This window comes from Streptomyces sp. NBC_00414, from assembly GCF_036038375.1.
Classification (GTDB): domain Bacteria; phylum Actinomycetota; class Actinomycetes; order Streptomycetales; family Streptomycetaceae; genus Streptomyces.
Map to the genome: position 1 here is coordinate 4,874,310 of NZ_CP107935.1, position 17,116 is coordinate 4,891,425.

14 protein-coding genes are annotated in these 17,116 nt (G+C 66.0%); 7 read left to right on the forward strand and 7 right to left on the reverse strand.

Annotation, left to right across the window (positions count from 1 at the left end; translation table 11 throughout):
- Positions 1-120: 120 nt before the first annotated feature.
- Both OHS59_RS20940 and OHS59_RS20945 read right to left on the reverse strand, forming a co-directional pair.
- Entirely contained in the window at positions 121-801 is a 681-nt protein-coding gene (locus tag OHS59_RS20940) for a response regulator transcription factor (RefSeq protein WP_307538050.1), read from the reverse strand.
- Entirely contained in the window at positions 798-2,075 is a 1,278-nt protein-coding gene (locus OHS59_RS20945) for a sensor histidine kinase (RefSeq protein ID WP_328494945.1), read from the reverse strand. The genes OHS59_RS20940 and OHS59_RS20945 overlap by 4 nt, the downstream gene beginning before the upstream one ends.
- A gap of 288 nt (positions 2,076-2,363) precedes the next feature.
- Here OHS59_RS20945 and phoU point away from each other — a divergent pair, with 288 nt between their 5' ends.
- Both phoU and OHS59_RS20955 read left to right on the forward strand, forming a co-directional pair.
- Positions 2,364-3,041 (forward strand): phosphate signaling complex protein PhoU, encoded by a 678-nt coding sequence (gene phoU, locus OHS59_RS20950; protein ID WP_328494946.1) that lies wholly within the window; start codon positions 2,364-2,366, stop codon positions 3,039-3,041.
- 158 nt (positions 3,042-3,199) lie between these two features.
- Positions 3,200-3,352, forward strand: a complete 153-nt coding sequence (locus OHS59_RS20955; protein WP_188113919.1) for a hypothetical protein — start codon at positions 3,200-3,202, stop codon at positions 3,350-3,352.
- A 191-nt stretch (positions 3,353-3,543) separates the two neighbouring features.
- Here the strand turns inward: OHS59_RS20955 and OHS59_RS20960 are convergent, their stop codons facing one another.
- On the reverse strand, positions 3,544-5,580 hold the full coding sequence (locus OHS59_RS20960; protein ID WP_328494947.1) for a cell wall-binding repeat-containing protein: 2,037 nt from the start codon (positions 5,578-5,580) through the stop codon (positions 3,544-3,546).
- A 299-nt stretch (positions 5,581-5,879) separates the two neighbouring features.
- Here OHS59_RS20960 and OHS59_RS20965 point away from each other — a divergent pair, with 299 nt between their 5' ends.
- Both OHS59_RS20965 and OHS59_RS20970 read left to right on the forward strand, forming a co-directional pair.
- Positions 5,880-6,464, forward strand: coding sequence for an HAD domain-containing protein (locus OHS59_RS20965; RefSeq protein ID WP_328494948.1), 585 nt, complete (start codon positions 5,880-5,882; stop codon positions 6,462-6,464).
- Between the two features lie 29 nt (positions 6,465-6,493).
- The gene (locus OHS59_RS20970) at positions 6,494-7,024 is read left to right on the forward strand and encodes an AAA family ATPase (protein ID WP_328494949.1); all 531 of its coding nucleotides are present in this window, start codon (positions 6,494-6,496) and stop codon (positions 7,022-7,024) included.
- Between the two features lie 1,442 nt (positions 7,025-8,466).
- On the opposite strand, the gene OHS59_RS20975 is transcribed toward OHS59_RS20970, so the two are convergent.
- On the reverse strand, positions 8,467-11,559 hold the full coding sequence (locus OHS59_RS20975) for an NACHT domain-containing protein (protein ID WP_328494950.1): 3,093 nt from the start codon (positions 11,557-11,559) through the stop codon (positions 8,467-8,469).
- Between the two features lie 825 nt (positions 11,560-12,384).
- Complete coding sequence (locus OHS59_RS20980; RefSeq protein ID WP_328499295.1) at positions 12,385-13,443, reverse strand: HNH endonuclease; 1,059 nt, start codon at positions 13,441-13,443, stop codon at positions 12,385-12,387.
- A 453-nt stretch (positions 13,444-13,896) separates the two neighbouring features.
- Between OHS59_RS20980 and OHS59_RS20985 the strand changes: the two genes are divergently transcribed.
- Genes OHS59_RS20985 through OHS59_RS20995 form a run of 3 tightly spaced genes read left to right on the forward strand, consistent with a single transcriptional unit; the run spans position 13,897 to position 15,101 of the window.
- On the forward strand, positions 13,897-14,259 hold the full coding sequence (locus OHS59_RS20985; RefSeq protein ID WP_328494951.1) for a hypothetical protein: 363 nt from the start codon (positions 13,897-13,899) through the stop codon (positions 14,257-14,259).
- Entirely contained in the window at positions 14,250-14,603 is a 354-nt protein-coding gene (locus OHS59_RS20990) for a hypothetical protein (protein WP_328494952.1), read from the forward strand. The genes OHS59_RS20985 and OHS59_RS20990 overlap by 10 nt, the downstream gene beginning before the upstream one ends.
- A 3-nt stretch (positions 14,604-14,606) precedes the next feature.
- Complete coding sequence (locus OHS59_RS20995) at positions 14,607-15,101, forward strand: DUF6941 family protein (protein ID WP_328494953.1); 495 nt, start codon at positions 14,607-14,609, stop codon at positions 15,099-15,101.
- A gap of 291 nt (positions 15,102-15,392) precedes the next feature.
- On the opposite strand, the gene OHS59_RS21000 is transcribed toward OHS59_RS20995, so the two are convergent.
- Positions 15,393-16,202, reverse strand: coding sequence for a hypothetical protein (locus OHS59_RS21000; protein ID WP_328494954.1), 810 nt, complete (start codon positions 16,200-16,202; stop codon positions 15,393-15,395).
- 2 nt (positions 16,203-16,204) lie between these two features.
- Positions 16,205-17,110 (reverse strand): sigma-70 region 4 domain-containing protein, encoded by a 906-nt coding sequence (locus OHS59_RS21005; protein ID WP_328494955.1) that lies wholly within the window; start codon positions 17,108-17,110, stop codon positions 16,205-16,207.
- Positions 17,111-17,116: the final 6 nt, after the last annotated feature.

Consider the following 17,116-nt stretch of genomic DNA (forward strand, 5'->3'; position numbering starts at 1 on the left):
TCACAGCCACCGTTCTCCCGTACGGGCAGGTGCCGTGCGTGCGCATGACGAAGGGCGGGACCCCTGGGACAGGGGTCCCGCCCTTCGTCACTCCCGTCGTGCCGCTGTGCGCCGTGCGGTCTACGGCTCGAACTTGTAGCCGAGGCCGCGGACCGTGACCAGGTAGCGGGGCGCGCCGGGGTCCGGTTCGATCTTCGCCCGCAGGCGCTTCACGTGGACGTCCAGCGTCTTGGTGTCACCGACGTAGTCGGCGCCCCACACCCGGTCGATGAGCTGCATACGCGTCAGGACGCGTCCCGCGTTGCGCAGCAGCATCTCCAGGAGGTCGAACTCCTTGAGCGGGAGGTCGACCTTGGAGCCGGAGACGGTGACCACGTGGCGGTCGACGTCCATCCGGACCGGGCCCGCCTCCAGGGCGGCCGGGCTGACCTCCTCCGGCTCGCCGCGGCGGCGCAGGACGGCCCGGATGCGGGCGACCAGCTCACGCGACGAGAAGGGCTTGGTCACGTAGTCGTCGGCTCCTATTTCGAGCCCCACGACCTTGTCGATCTCACTGTCCTTGGCGGTGACCATGATCACCGGAACGTTCGAGCGGCTGCGCAGCTGCCGGCACACCTCGGTGCCCGGCAGGCCGGGCAGCATCAGGTCGAGGAGGACGAGGTCGGCGCCATTGCGCTCGAACTCGTCGAGGCCGTCGGGCCCGGTGGCCGCGATGGCGACCTCGAAACCCTCTTTGCGGAGCATGTAGGACAGGGCGTCGCTGAAGGACTCCTCGTCCTCGACGACGAGCACTCGGGTCACGGGTGGACCTCCGGGGCAGAAAAGGGTTCGTACGGGGATGAGACGGTGGTCGTCCCGTCGGTCTGACCGGTCTCGTCGTCTTCGTCGAGGCCGGGCGTCTGGTCACTGCTCGCGCGGTCACGGGCGGCGCCCGCCTCCGGCAGCCGCAGGGTGAAGGTGGAGCCCTGACCCTCGGAGCTCCACACCGTGACCTCCCCGCTGTGCGAGGCTGCCACGTGCTTGACGATCGCGAGCCCGAGACCCGTACCGCCGGTTGCGCGGGAACGGGCCGGGTCGACGCGGTAGAAGCGCTCGAAGACGCGCTCCTTGTCCTTTTCGGAGATGCCGATGCCCTGGTCGGTCACGGCGATCTCGATGAGGTCTCCGCCGGGCGCGGTCACCCGGCGCGCGGCTATGCCGACCCGGGTGCGGGCCGGCGAGTAGTTGACGGCGTTCTCCACGAGGTTGCCGAGTGCTGCCGCCAGCTGCCCCCGGTTGCCCCACAGGCGCAGGTCGGCCGTGCCGCCGGCGGCCATGGTGATCTGCTTGGTGCCGGCCTGGTGGCGGCAGCGGTCGATCGCCTCGGCGACCAGCTCGTCGACGCGTACCGGCTCCGCGTCCTCCAGCGGGTCGTCGTTCTGGACCCGGGAGAGGTCGATGAGTTCCTGGACGAGGTTGGTGAGGCGGGTCGCCTCTATCTGCATGCGTCCGGCGAAGCGCTCCACGGCCTCCGGGTCCTCCGAGGCGCCCATGACGGCCTCGGAGAGGAGGGAGAGCGCGCCGACCGGGGTCTTGAGCTCATGGCTGACATTGGCCACGAAGTCGCGCCGTACGGCCTCGATCCGGCGGGCCTCGGTGAGATCCTCGACGAGGAGCAGTACGAGCCGGGAGCCGAGCGGCGCCACCCGGGCGGACACGGCGAGTGCCTCTCCCCGGCCGGTGCCGCGCCGGGGCAGGTCCAGTTCCGCCTGGCGTATCTCCCCGTCCCTGCGGGTGTCGCGGGCCATCAGGATCATCGGCTCGACGGCCAGTTTCCCGCCGCGCACGAGCCCGAGGGCGTACGCGGCGGAGCTGGCCTTGACCACGGCGTCGGCCTCGTCGAGTACGACCGCGGAGGAGCGGAGCACGGACAGAACCGTGTCGACGCCCGGCGGAAGGACCGGGTCGGTGTGCAGAGAGGTGCGGGTGGGGCGTTTCTGTTCCCGCTCACTCCAGCGGAACGCCAGCACGGCGATGACGCCGGTGAGTACACCGGCGATCGCTGCCGCTGCGGCGACAGCCGCGTTCACGTCCATGGCCCCAGGTTAGGCACGGTGTACGCCCCGGTCACAGCCGTCCGAGGGTGGACTCGAACACTCGTCGCCCAGAGTTCACCCTGGAGACCCTGCCGGTTCACTTCGTACGACCGGGCCGCGCACCCTTCCCACCAGCGGGAAGAGGCGACGTCGCCCAGAATTCACCTGGGTGCCGGTGATGGTTCATTTGAGGGGACGTAAACCGACGCGTTCAGGCCGGAGCGTGGGAACGTGGGGTTCACGAGCCCCTATGAGCCCCCGAAGCAGACGTAGGAAAGGGACATCCTGATGCGGGACGCGTACCACGAGGAACTTGACTCGATCGGCGAGGGCCTGGTCGAGATGGCCCGCCTCGTCGGGTCGGCGATCGGTCGCGCCACGACGGCGATCCTCGACTCCGATCTGAAGCTCGCGGAGAGCGTGATCGCGGCCGACCAGAAGGTCGACGATCTCCAGCACGACCTTGAGGCGCGGGCGATAACCCTGCTGGCCCGGCAGCAGCCCGTGGCCACCGACCTGCGGATCGTCGTCACCTCGCTCCGCATGTCGGCCGACCTGGAGCGCTCCGGCGACCTCGCCCAGCACGTGGCGAAGCTCGCGCGGCTCCGCTTCCCCCAGCGGGCCATCCCGCAGGATCTGCACGCCACGATCCTGGAGATGGGCCAGCTCGCGCAGCGGCTGATGGCGAAGGCGGCCGAGGTGATCGTCACCAAGGACGTCGACCTCGCCCTCCAGCTGGAGCAGGACGACGACGCGATGGACCTCCTCCACCGCACGCTCTTCCAGCACCTCCTGGACGACCGGTGGAAGCACGGCATCGAGACGGCGGTGGACGTGACGCTGCTGGGCCGTTACTACGAGCGGTTCGCGGACCACGCGGTGTCGGTGGCGAACCGGGTGGTGTACCTGGTGACCGGCGAGCACGCCGACGAGCTGCAGACCGCTCCGCAGGTCGAAGGGGCGTAGTCCGACGGCGGCCGCGGGGGCTCCCGGCCGGGCGGGTTCCCGGCTGCGAGGGGGCGCATCGGGTGCGGGCGGGAGTGCGAAAGCCTCTGTGCGCCGTTGATGCGCCCGACCTGGTGGGAATGCAATGGGAGTAGGCACAAGCCTTCGAGGAGGGACCCATGGCCGATTCCCCCACCACGCCCGACCCGACCCAGGAACGCGAGACGCAGCAGCCCGTCGAGATCAAGAGCCTGCCGCTCTTCGGCGCCTGCGGCTGCGGCTCGGGCTGCGGATGCGGGTGCCAGTCCGGCAATCCCTGTCAGTGCGGCTGACGCGCCACCGGCGCGACGTATGAACGCGGAAGGGCCCCGCTTCAGGTGCGGGGCCCTTCCGTTCGTTCGTGAACCGTGTCGGCGGCTCGGCCTGTACGGGTCGCTCGGCCTGTAGGGGCCGCTCGGCCTGTAGGGGCCGCTCGGCTGTAGGGGCCGCTCGGCCTGTACGGGTCGCGTGTCCGTCGGCGGTTCTAGCGGTTCGTGGTGCGCACCGCGTCCAGGTTCGGCCGCGGTGCCGTGGTGCCGGTCGTCCTCTGCGGCTGCGGGGCGGAGGCGGTGTCGTTCACGGCGCCGGTTGCCGAGCGCGCCGACTGCTGCGCCGGGGCGGCACCGTTGTAGTACGGCCGGTACTGCGCCAGCGAGCTGCTCGCGCTGATGGCGGAGCCCGCCGCGGTCAGCTCGGCCGCGGAGACCGATCCGGTCCCGCCGAAGGCGATGACGGAGTTGACGCCGGCCGCCTGCTGACGCAGATAGGTGGCGCTCGTCTCCGACAGGGTCGTCTCGTCGGTCCACAGGACCGGGCCGAAGTAGAGCATGCCGGTGCTCGCGGAGACACCGCCGCGCCAGCTGTCCGTCCAGGCAAGACCCACCTGGAACGGGGAACTCCACCAGAACCGGGCCAGCTCGGCCGACGTACCGTCGTGGCCGCTGCCGCTGATCGGGTAGTACGAGTAGGTGTCGGGCCAGTTGGAGAAGGCCGTGTGCGTGAGCGCGTACTTCGCCGAGGCGCCGACCGGGACGACCATGGTCCGGTCGGGGTCGACCGAGTTGAGGTACGACTTCACCGACGAGGACAGCTTGTTGCCCTCGTTGAGGACGACCGTGCCCTTGCCGCCGGCGCCCAGGGCCCCGGCCGCCGCGGAGGCCGCGATCGCCGAGTGGTAGTCGGTGCCGGTGGCGATGAACACGTACTCCGGGGAGCTCGTGACGGCCTTGGCGACCGCCACGGAGGTGGAGTAGCGCGAGGTGCCCGACAGCCGCTTCGGGGTGAAGCCGAGCGAGCTGACCTTGGTCGCCACCGCGCTGGACAGGATGTCCGTGCCGCCCACCAGGTAGACCGTGGCGCCGGGCTTCAGCGCGCGCTTCAGCTCGCTCTGCACGCCGGCCGACACCGAGGTCTTCGACGTCATCAGCAGGGGACCCTGCTTCTGGCCGGCGAGAGTCTGGCCCGTCAGGGCGTACGACGGGCTGTCCTTGCTGATCAGGACGGCGGACTTCGCGTCGATCAGGCCCGGCTCGCTCTGGCCGGTGGTGTTCCAGGTCCAGCGGGACGCGGCGACGTTGGTGGCGTACGAGTCGGCGCCCCAGACCCGGCCGACGGACTGGCTGCGCAGCGGCTGCCAGACCGGATCGAGGACCGACGAGGTGCCCTGCGGCATCGCCAACTTGGTGACGTCACCGGTGGCGACGTCCACGACGCGCGGGATGGCCACGTCCTCGTCGGTGCCGTTGGTGACGACGATCCGGTTGCCGGTGGGCGCCCAGGCCGGGGTGTACGCGGCGTCGGTGAAGGTGAGCTGGCGCTCCCCCGTGCCGTCGGTGTTGATGACGAAGAGCCGGGTGAGGCCGTCCACCTCGCGCACGAAGGCGACCTGGGTGCCGTCGGGCGAGATCGCGGGGTTGGTACCGGCGTCGGTCAGCTTCGTGAAGCCGCCGGTGGTGTCCTCGTACAGCCAGATGGCCGAACCCGTCGGCGAGCCGCAGGTGTCGCCGGTGCGGACGAAGGCGATGAGGCCGTTGACGGACGCGCTGGGCTGGCGGTCGCAGCCGTCCTCCGTGGTGGAGAACAGCGGCTGGGCGTAGTACGAACCGTCCGAGGGCGCGTAACGGAGGCGACCGCCGCCGGAGTAGACCACCGTGTTGCCCGAGCGCAGGAACGTCGGGTGACCGACGCTGCTCATGGAGCCCTGCTCCTGGATCTTGACCAGGGTGGAGCCGGTGTAGCGGCGGGTCTCGATCCGGCCGCTCTTCACGTACGCGACCCGGCTGCCGTCGGGCGACCAGGCCGGCTGGCGCGCGTCGGCGAGGAAGTCGCTGTAGGTGCTGCTGCCGGGTTCCTGCGTCTGCATGACGTTGCGTGCGCCGTTGACGAACGTCAGCTTGCCGTCGGTGGCCTGCCAGGTGACGGGTTCCGCCGCCGCCGCGCCGGGCGTGACGGTCGCCATGCCCGCGGTCACGGCGACGACGGTGCCGAGCGCCGCGAGCACGCGGCGTCTGTGAATCTTCATGTGCCCCCACAAGAATGATGACAAGGGTGTCGAAAGCTGTGAAAAAAGGCTGTCGTTCGCCTCCCCGACGTGGAACGGCAACCTCACGTTCCTGTACGACAGCTGGGTCACTGTAACGGCACACATGATCGGAAAGAAACAGCTTTAGAGCAGCTTTGAACGGCAGTTGCTTCGCGGGGCTGCCGTGCGGCTGCGGCCGGCGCGGGCGTGCGGCCCTCGGCCGTCCGGCTGATCGCCCGGCCGTTCGCCGATCGCCCGGCGTTCGGCCGTTCGGCCGTGACAGGCGCTATCGTGCGGCGGTGACCGGCTCGGCGGGGCGCCCCGTCCTCTTCCTCGATGTCGACGGACCGCTCATCCCCTTCGGCCCGTCGGCGGGCAGTCGGCTTCCCGGGCCCCCGGCCTCCGACTCTGCCGGTCGCCCGGCCCCCGCCCCTTCCATCGTCCCCGCCTCGGGGAACCCACTGCTCGGACGCCTCGATCCCACCGTCGGGCCGCGCCTGTCGGCGCTGGGGTGCGACCTGGTGTGGGCGTCGACCTGGCTGGACGACGCCAACGAGGTGGTCGCGCCACGGATCGGACTGCCGACGAGCCTGCCGGTGGTGAGGTGGCCGGATACGTCCGCCGACGCGTCCATGTCCACGGGCGTGTCCGTTGAAGAGGGTCCGCGGGGCCTGCACTGGAAGACCCGGCACATCGTCGAGTGGGCGGGTGGCCGCCCCTTCATCTGGGTCGACGACGAGATCGGCGCCATGGACCGCCTCTGGGTCGACGCCCAGCACCGGGGAGAGTCACTGCTTCACCGCGTGGACCCGGGCAGGGGCTTGGCCGACGACGACTTCGCCGTACTCGCCGACTGGCTCCGTTCAGCCGTACCGAAGGCGTGACCGGGCGGCGCGGCGCTAGCGTTGAAGCCATGATCGTATGGCTCAACGGCACCCACGGCGCGGGCAAGACGACGACCAGTGCGCTCGTTCAGCAACTGGTCCCGGATTCACGGGTGTTCGACGCCGAGAAGGTCGGCGAGACACTCATGGACATCACGCCGGGACTGCCCGGTGCGGGGGCGGACAACTTCCAGCACTGGCCACCGTGGCGCCCGCTCGTCGTCGAGACCGCCCGCCGCGTACTCGACTACGCCGGCGGCACGCTGGTGATGCCGATGACCGTCCTGGTCGAGCAGTACTGGCGCGAGATCAGCACGGGCCTCACCCAACACGGCATTCCGGTACGGCACTTCGTGCTCCACGCCGACCAGGCCACGCTCCGGGGCCGCATCGCGGGCGACACGGTCCTGGGCCCCGACTCCCCGTTCCGCCTCCGATACCTTGAGCCCTACGCGGAGGCGGCCCGCACGTGGCTGCACGACGAGGCGGAGGTCGTCGACACGACACACCTCACACCGGCGGAGGCGGCACTGCGGATCGCGGAGGCGGTCAAGGGCTGACCCGAACTCGCCGTACTGCTCACGCGATACAGCCGTGTCCCACGGTCCAGGGACAGCGCGTCGGCCGCAAGTGGGTGGGTGACTGGTGACGTCTGCTCGGAGCTGGATACGGGCCCGTCCGTGCCTCAGCCGACGACGGTCAGCCACGACGGCGAGAAGGCCGGCCGATGACGCGCGCATGTTTCGCTGCGCCCCCACCGGCTTCCGCCGCGATGCCAACCTCTCTCTGTCCGCCGTCCCCGTGGCTCCCCGCCCAACCTGGCACGGGTCCGGCACGAACAACAGCCGAGTCCTGCTGGGAAGGTGCGGAGAGGGGTGGGGCACGGTTTCATCGGTTGAGTCCCGAGCCGGCTGCCGGGGACCTTAATTCCCACCCCTCATGACCGCGGAGTCCTGTACGGACGTACCTGACCGGCCCAACAAGCTCAGACCGTAGCGAACGCCACTGACAGAGCAGCCTACGAAGGAGGCACGGACGCCTTCCGATCCGTAGCCGTACGCGGCCCAGCGACAGCCCAGGGGCAGCAATGAGCCCCCTACCAGCGGAGAACCCGCAGGTAGGGGGCTTGCTCAGCTCCGCTTACTTCTTCTTGCCCTGGGTCTGGCGGGCCCGGTTTTTGCCCCTGGTCAGCAGGGTGCGAACCCCAACTGACCTGCGGTCGAGCGGTCGTTGTTGGTCGTTGCCTGTCGTCGTCGGTCGTCCTCGGAGGGCCCAGAGAGGGCCCGGCGGTGTCGCCGCGGACCCTCACTGACGAAGAGGAGCAGCCTCCCACCTGGCATGCGAGCACAGCCTTCCCTCGGCCCGCTGGGAAACGCAGGGGGCTCCGGACCTCTCCGGGGCCCCTTGCCTGTTTGCACGCGGCAGGTTCGAACCTGCAACCTTCTGATCCGTAGGCGGGTGCGCTACCCACGAACGATCAGTGAGCGGTGGCTCAGGCGGGAAACTAGGTACGGCCCCGAACTGCACCACATACGTCGACGTCCGCAGTTGTGCACCCCTGTTGATGTCACCGGCTGATGTCAGGCAACCGTCGGCTCAACTGGCCTCTGGATCGGGCCACGATGCCTCCGGGAACTCCCCACACGCTTTCCAACTGTGCTCGTTTCAGTTCCTGGTAGCTCAGGCTTGTTCAGATCCCGTGTGTCGTCTACTGCTGACGTAGCCGTGAACGAGCGCGAACTTATCGGAGTGAGACTTCCGTTGAAACTGGACGACAGTGTGGGTGGGTAGTTCCCTTACGCGCTGCTTACGTCAACGTTGAGCAGAAAATTCTCCCAGCCGGGATCCTTCCGCGGGACACCTGGGAGCATCCCAGCTTGTCCCGGAGAGCTCTATACCGGACAACATTCATAGGTTCGGGACCAGCTGCAACGGCTCAACTAGGTGAGGCTCTCGGCGCATAGGGGGCGAGTCGCCTCTGAGAGGTCGGGCTGCCGTGCTGTCAGCTAATCTGGGTATGCACACCCGGGATGTCTAGGGTGGTGACGATTGTGCCGTCAGGGGTGTAACACCCGGTGAGAGTTACCAGTTCAAGGTTGCTGAGCTGCACAAAGACGTGAGGGTCGGGGGGCACAACGCAGCTGTATAGGTGGAGTTCGGTCAACGAGGGGGGAACGCTTTTGAGTGCTGTGAGCCAGGCTTTCACGTCTTGGTCATAGAGCCACAGGCTGTTGAGGCCGGTCATTCCCGCGAGTTCCTCGAAACCGCGCAGCCTGCACTTGTCATCTGAGACCAGGTGCAGGTCTTCCAAGCCGGCGAACGTGGTTAGCGGGCTCAGGTCAATTTCCGGCAAACTGCCGAAGCTGAGTACCTTCAGCTTGGGAATCAGGCGCAAGGTGTTCAAATCCAGATCTTCAGGGTAAGGCAGTGCCAGCCAGGTTAGTTCCGTGAGGTCTGCAAGGACCGAGGCCCCTCTCACCGGCCCGCTGCCGAACAGCAGGAGTTGCCTGAGACCGTGATGGGCTCGAAGGACGGACAGGTCCGCTTCGCGTAGCTGGGTCATCCACAGCTCTTGCAGTGGCGGGAGCTCAGCGAGAAACCCGAGTCCCCGTACGGCGTAATCGATTCGAACCGCTGTCAGCGAACGCAACCGGCTTGCCGCTTGCAATTGGCCGGAATGAGTTAGCGAGACGTCAAGTCCAGCCAGCGGCAGCCGAGACAGAACCTTGTCGGCATAGGCGTCTGCGTCGAAGTAGTCCCATGCACGGACTAGTTCATCGACGACGTCCGCACGCTCATCTCTCACGTATCCCGCTAGCAGTTCCAGAGCCTCCACACCCCCGATCAGCGCCACGGTCCGTACCGTCTGTTCCGCAGCTTGCTGGGTCAGCTGTCCCACTGACCGTGGCAACCAGCGCAGAAGGCTGGGTCCCACCGCCGCCAGAGCGGGCGGATCCGTCCTCCGCCGTGCCGGAAGCAATTTGGTCACGGCCGAGTCCAAGCGATCCGCGAGATCGTCCGACACGGAAGGCAGCGTCTCTTGGCATGCTGCCGCCAGCAGCCGCAGCGTTCGTGCATGCCGGGGTTCCTCCTCGGCGCGGTCGAGGATGCCGCCGAGCAACTCCTCCCGTTGGCGGGAGTTGGCATGGCCCGCCGCCATGATGATCGTCTCCCGCCACAGGTCCAGATGCGCTCGGCTAACCAGGTTGCCGATGCGATCCTCTTCCGTGGCTTCCTCGGAGGCGAGGTACTCCTGGAAAGTACGGTGCACGAAGTCCATGCGCCCATCGGCGGGGGACCGGAGGATCCCGGAGCGGTGTCGTAACTGATCCAGGACCTGGGTGCCGTCCAAAACGTCCAGGTGGCGCATTGCCCTCAGCTTCGCCGCGACGTACCCCGCAGCCCTCTCTAGGTCGATCTCGCTTCGGTTGTTGTCCGACAACCGCCACGCGAGATCCCTCAGTATGACGAGTTTGTCGCGGAGGCTGAGCTTGCTGTCCACTGCACTCGGTACATTCCGATCCGCGTCCCGGTCGTGGACCAGAGTGTGCAGACCATTGCGATACAGCTCCATACGATCCCGCGGCAGTTGGCGGCCCCTGTTCAGATGCATCGCGCACAGCATGGCCGCCAACAAGGGTGAACCTGCCAGCGATTGGAGATGCGCGCGGTCCTTGAGGCTGGTGAGGAGGGACTGCTCATATTGCGGAAGTTCAGCGACATCGCAAGGCAGTTCGCTACCCAGTTCGCGTACAGCATGGTGCCATTGCCGTACGAATGCCGCCAGGTCCGGTGGCGTCATACGATCCAGGTGGAGGGCTGTGAACTTTTCACGGCGCAGCCAGTCCGCGCTGGCCGCTGAGGGGCGCGATGTGACAATCACCCGAACTCCCTGATACTGCCCCAGAAGCTTGCGTAGCCAGTCCCGTACTGCTCGGCGCTCCCGATCGAGCAGTTCGTCCACCCCGTCGATCAAGAGGAGTGCTTTGCCGCCTTCGAGCTGCCGTTCAACCCACCCTCTGGGCATAATCCCGGTAATTGGCCCGGCGATTCCGTCGAGCATTGCCTCCGGGGCGGGTGGCGTGCGCCCGCTGTATTCCCGCAGCTTGATAAAGATGGGGGTGAGTCCGTTCCAGTCGGCCAGCTCACCGTTCAAAGCCCCGCGCGCTGCCATGATGGCCAGCCAGCGCAGCAAAGTCGTCTTGCCCGAGCCGGCCTCGCCACGAACCAGTACCCGGGACCCATTCCTCAATGCGGCCTCGACCCGCATGCCCGAGCTCTCGCCTCCCGCTTCTTCCCAGTTACTCATGTCGGGCCTGAGCGGTGGCAAAGAGCGAGCGGTCCGTCGGTGCTTCCCGTCGTCCCCAGTGGTCCGCAGGCTGACGTACGCAACCGATAGTTGTACGCGGGGTGCAGTCGCCTGGTCGGTCGTACGGCGAAACAGCTCGACTTCGTCGAGGTCCCTACTCACCAGCTCCAGGTACTTACGGCGGAAAGCCGTGTCGTGGTCCGTGCCATCCGGCGCAAAAAGTGAACGATCCGGAAGGCGTTCCAGGATCCGCGACACCTCGGCACCTAACGTGGCCGTCCGTGCCAGCAACTCCCCCGCTGCCCGCTCCTCGAAGACCGGCAGGCTGCGCACGATGCGGACGTAGTACTCGACACATTCGCTGAAGAGCACCTCATACAGGCGGGATTCCGCCTCATTTAGGCCGACGGGTGCTTTCACGGAACCCGTGATGGAGCGGATGAGCTCGGCAGGGTGGGCGTTCGCGGCGAGGAGAGCCTCGTCTGAGAGGTCCGCTCGCGTGAACGTGTCGGACACACCGTCGACTACTGCTTGGCGACCTCCCTCCTCTAAGCGCTGGAACGCGTGCTTCAGGAAAGGCTCCAGCCGATCGAACACCGCGTTGGTGATCTGCTCGAACTGCTGCCTGACCTCGCGCTGGAGGCGCATGCCGGGTACCCGTAGGCGGACCAGCTCCTCCATCGGCAGCAAGCGCTCCTGCTCCCGCTGCTTGCCTCCCAGCCACAACTTCCCCGCCGCATTCGCCACGGTGGTGCCCAGCCGTAACGCCGCCGTTTCCGCAAGCATGGATACCCCTTCTTCGCCCCGAACCAGGCATTGTGGCAGTGGCCAGCCGCAAAAGGAGCCTCTTTCGATCAAAAAGGACATCTTCATCGGCGTTCGCTTGCCCATGAGCACGCGCTCGACCGGGGCGATCAGGGGTTGACTTGGAAAGATTTGAACCTCAGGTCAGGGACTTCGCTGGCCCCACGATGGTTTTCCAGAGCGTCGCCCTATGCGCCTTCACGACCATCTGACCTGCTTGAACACGGCGACCCGCGGGCAGCCGTGCACTTCCTGGCCCACGGATGGCCCATGGGCCCCGGGAAGGGTCACCGAGGTCGGGGCTGCAGCGTGCCAACTCGTGAAGGGTCATCCATAGCGCGCCTCCGCGCTGTACTGCCGAGCGTGAGACAGAGCGCGAGGAATGCCGCTCCATCCGCGTACGCGCCTACGATCTGCGTCCACGTCGGAGAGGCGAGCACGATCACGACAATGATGGTGATCAATGCAAGTTGCTGACGCGGGTTTGACACGCAGTGTGTGACAAGGGGCAAACTCATATCTGGGCCTCCGGGTTCAGTTGCCCACCTGCCGTTCGGCCTGTCAGCATGCGCGGTCAGGTGGGCTCCGTCATGACCAGACCGATGCTAGCCGGCACTCACGATCCACCTCACGTGATGCGATCGATCTCGGATAGGCCGTGCGTGGCCACGGACACCAGGCGTCAGGAGTAACGCAAGCGGGGCTTGCGTTACTGCGAATTGCGTATCTGCGGGGGCTACATACCAACTAGTAACATAACGCAGGGTGACGACTGATTTTCACCCCTTCGCGTTGCCTCGTGCGCCTTCAGCGCACCGTCCTCCGGTCGAGTCGGGTTTGCTCGGGCTTCGCTTGGGAAGGAATCTGCGCCCCGCCTGGGTTCGTTGTCTCCTGGATGAGGCTCCGGAGTTCGCTGGGTGTGGGCCATGGGGCGTGGCGGTGGATCATCCGGTGGCAGTTGGCGCAGATCAGAGCGAGATCACGGAGCTTGGTTCGCCCCTCGCCGGCCTCGTGGAGCGGTACGACGTGGTGGCACTCGATGTATCCGGCGCCTCGCGGGCCGTAGGTCGCTTCGAAGTCGAAGCTGCACGCCTCGCACGTGAGCCTGTGGCCCTGGCGCAGGACGGCATCGATCTTCCTCTTGCGCAGCCCTTTGTCACGCTCCCGACTTCTGTGGCGCCGGAAGAGCAACTTGCCCTCGGGTGCGCTGTAGTCGTCCTCTTCGTCGGCCTCCGAGGACAGGTCTTGGAATTCTCCTGCAGTGAGGCCGTCCCGGATGCGCTGGGCTGCCTCTACCATCTCGGCCGGCCGGGCGAGGAAGTCGTTCATGACCTCGACATCGAGTGCGTTGCCGTTTGTCGGCTTCCCTCGGTAGTCCGGGTGTCGGGACGTGATGTCAGCCGTCTTGTGGGCCACGCCGTTGGGGTTGCGGAACAGCTCGGTGCGTACGTCCTGGGGGTGGATCGGCATGGTCTGCAGCAGTGCGGACAGTTCGATCACTCGCGGGTCGTTGAAGTCCAGTCGCTTCCAGCCGTTGGCCATCGCGAGATCGCAGGCCAGGATGATCTCGTCTCGCGTCCAGTCGGGATTGCGCGACGAACGGATCACGAAGCCGAGTCGGGCGAGCCACTTGGCAGCGTGGGACCTTCCTCCGCTCAACTCGTCCGGCCTCAAGGCTCGCCCCTGGTCGAACTTGTGGGCCACTCCGGCGATGGCCTTCGAGTCGTACGACCGGTCCTCGTGAACGAGAAAGTACCCGGTCGCCGGCTCGTAGCCGTAGGCGGAGAGAAACCGGTCGTGCCCCAACTCGTCGCACTCAGCAACGGCCTTGAGGACACCATCTCGACTGATCGCACCTTTACGCATGACGGCAGGGTAGGCATCACTCATGACACTCCCTCAGGAGCATGCCTCCCCAGACTCCCATCCCCATAGCCTCCTTCCCGCACCTCAAACCGGGGCGGAAGAAGGAGCGCTACCCGCGACAGACGCAGCCAAGCGAAGAGAGTGAAGGCGATGCCCTCGGCTCGCACCTGTTGAAAACTCAGTCACATATGGTCACTTTGCGCATCTTGGGGTCCGATGGGTGAAGGTGGCTCTAGTTTGTGCACCATGCTTGCCCCACTTCGTTGCCGTGCCACGCGACCCCAACTTGCAGGTATTGACCATGCGTCAATGAGCATCCTCCCGCGCCCTGCGCAGGGTCCCCAACTCGCCCAGCCTGCCCGTCTTATGATCATTTGTACACGTTCGAATGCTTACAGCTAGGCTCGCCCTGTGCGCACTCCCGGGCAACCTCCCCTCGCAGGGTCCCTAGTCATGCGTGAAGGGAAGCGCAAGGCTGCGGAAAGAGTTATCGAAGAAGCAGAGGACGAAAAGCTTGAGCGTGAAGACTCTGGAGATCACAGCGAGAGCTACCAGCTGAGTACCTTCGCGGCCCCGCTCGAACCAGGGGAGGACTATGACGCTCTTGTTGTACGCTTGTTCGAGGGGCACCGAAAAGTGAAGTTTTACCGAATCGCCCCGGTGGAAACACTCATAGAGGCAGGGTTTACTTTGGTGGCATCCCCGCCACACCCCTACCACTATGATGCGCAGCTTGGTCCCGAGGCCTCACCCGAGGTGATCAAGCGTTTCGATGATTGTTTTGGTGAGCCAAGGAGGAATCCGGCATGGCGCTAGCGCTCTTCCTCAACATCTTTGCTCCACCCACCCTCAATCGTGCGGCCGTTAACTTCAACGCACTCACCGAAGACGGCTGCATCCGGATCCGACACAGCCACTTCCCCCACCCCATCAAAGTCGGTAGCCTCGTACGCGTGTTCGAGCCCGATGACGAGATTGAGGGATTCGCGACCGTCGCCCGTATCAACGAGCGGACCGGTCTCGTCTACCTCAATGTGGCCTGGGACTCCTTGAGGGACCTGGAAATCGCTCACACCGAGGAGGCACAAGACGTCGACGCAGGCCCGACTACGTCTCCTCAGCCCGCTCCGTGGCAGCAGCCACAGCTAGTGTCTCGGTGATTCATGGACGTCACGCTATCCCTTGCTCAAGCCGCAAACATCGATGTCAGCGGCCACCTGAATGCCCTAGGGCTGAGCTGGGAGATTATCGGCCCTTCGCCGCTCCCTGCCTTTGTGGTCGTGGCCGTGGTCCGAGTGCCGCCCGACCAGAGCAAGCAAGCGCTGCGGGCGGAACTACGGCTCGTTGATGCAAGCGGGCAAGACGTCACGCTAGGTGATGGCTCTGAGCGCAAGATGCTGATTCAGGACACCATCACCGTGCCGCCAGCTTCAGAGCGACCCGCAGGGCTAAGCGGTGGCGCCGCCATGATCGTGGAGATGTCGGCAGGTCTAGTGCTTGATCCCGGCCTATACGAGTGGATCTTGACGGTCAGCGGAGAGTCTAGGCCTGAGTGGCGGCGCAGGTTTTATGTACGCGCCAAAGCCGACGAATATCCTCCTCGGCTGCGTCTGACGGGTCGTACGCTCGCTGAGCGATCAGTTGGCGATGCTGAATAGCTGGCTGTAGTCCGGCTCCATGCCCCAATCAGCCTACAGATCGCTTAGCACTCTGAGTATTTGCGGGGCGGTTGGGGTTGGCTAACGCGGTACTACGCAGAGCAAGACCAGGTAGCTGCCAGCGGGCGTCACGAGCTGATGCGGGAACTGTTGCGGTAGGGGCTCCAGCGCCCTTACCGCGGCTGCCCGTCGCCGTGCTCCCCTTGCCGAGGTCGGGCTAGACCCTCTGGTGTCAACGCAGGCTGCGCCATCAGCCAACTGGGACAGATCGCGTCAATTCCCGACCAAGGTTTATCCCCACTCGCAGAAGGCAACGGAAGCGTCGTCCCCGGACTTGTAGCGTGGCCACCGCTTCCCATGAGGGTCTGCGGCTTCCGCCTTACGAACTGAGTCGATCAGCGCTCGCGGCCCCCCGTTGCGAAGTGTCCTGAAGACTTCGGGCCACGTCGCCATTGCATAGTCCGTCACGAGGCATGCCGAGCCGTCGGACAAGAGGGCAGCGGCGCGTAGATCCTCAGCGGGAGCGCTGCCGGTCAGTGCATGCTCTGCGGCTTCGGGTCCGGACGCCGCGACCCAATACCCGGTGGCCGTGTTGCGGGTCTGTCGCTGTGCGAGCACCAGCCGGCGCAGAGCCTCTTTGTGCTCCGCCGTATGGGTCTCGTACCGACCGACTTCCGCCTTCAACTCCGGAAGGATCTCCTTCACGCGCAGGTCAGTGATCACGGAGAAGCCTTGGCGGTCTTCGAGCACGATCGGGGAGTCAGCCAAGACGAGGTGATCGAAAAAGCCTTCGCGCTGCCGCAGGACAGCCACCGTTGCGGATGGGGTTCCTGGATTCCCCAAGTCACATTCGGGGTGCTTGGCCGCCACGCGTTCGAGGGCATCGGCCAAGCCGATCGACAGCGAGCGCTCCGGATCAGTCAGTGCGGCCACGAGCTGACTGCCCAGGTGCTCGACGTACCACGGAACGCCGTGGCGGCATCCCGTCTCCAGACCGGCAGTGCTGAGTCCGTCCAGCACAATGGCAAGAGCTGGTGTGCCAGCCACCCAATCTTCGTTTGGTGCCGCTCCACCGGGGCGGGTTTCGATCGCGACGCGCATGTTCAGCCTTCGTGTCGGTATAGCGGGGTGACGCGTCGACTCTCCAGTACTTCGAGCGTCGTCGGGTCGTAACGGCACGAAATCAGAGTGGAGAAGCGGCGCGTTCGCACTTCTCTGTACAGCTCTGCCAGGTTGTTCTCTAGGAAGTGAACGACTCCGTTCGCTCCAATGGCATGGACACCAGCGATGTAGAGGAACGTCCCCTTTCCGTCCAAGCGGGGGAGGCGTCCCAAGTATCCGACGTCGCCGGCCGAACCGTCCTCATCCTGCGGTGACCGGAACTCCTTCCCAGCTACCTGGTCAACCAGGTGCCACGCGTGATCCTTGGCAAACCGAAGGTTGTCGTCCCCTTCGAGCACCTGCGCCACGATCGGAGACAGGCGAGGGCCGCAGACAACGACGTGGTTGTCCCTGTTCAAGTTGACGATCCCGGTCGGCGGGATCACCTCGTACTGAGCCTCAAGCTTCATCCCCGCAAGCATCTTGCGTAGGTGCTCGAAGTTGTCGAGGTCCTCCCTAACAACCACCGCGCTTGGGTTTTGCTCGGGACTCTTGCCTGCCTCGTACTTGCCGCCGAGGGACACGGTGACCAAGTCCGTCCCGAAGAAGGCCCGCTCGGGGGGAGGGCCCGCTGATGCAAGTTGCCCGACTCGCCCGCGGCTGACTCCGAGTTTTTTCGCGATCTCGGCCTGCGTCATGCCGGACGCCTGCGCTTCCTCAATGGCTTCGCGACGGATGCGCGAGAGCTCCAGGACCCATCCCTGGTAGGTCGCCATCAGGTCAATCGCTGCCTTGGCCCTGTCAACCGGAACCGCGATCTCAGAGACGCGCTGCATGTCGTTGTCCACTGCTCTCCAACCGTCGCCTAGGGGGGCTAACAGACTGTACCGCGAGAGGGGGTTGCGCACAGCTTC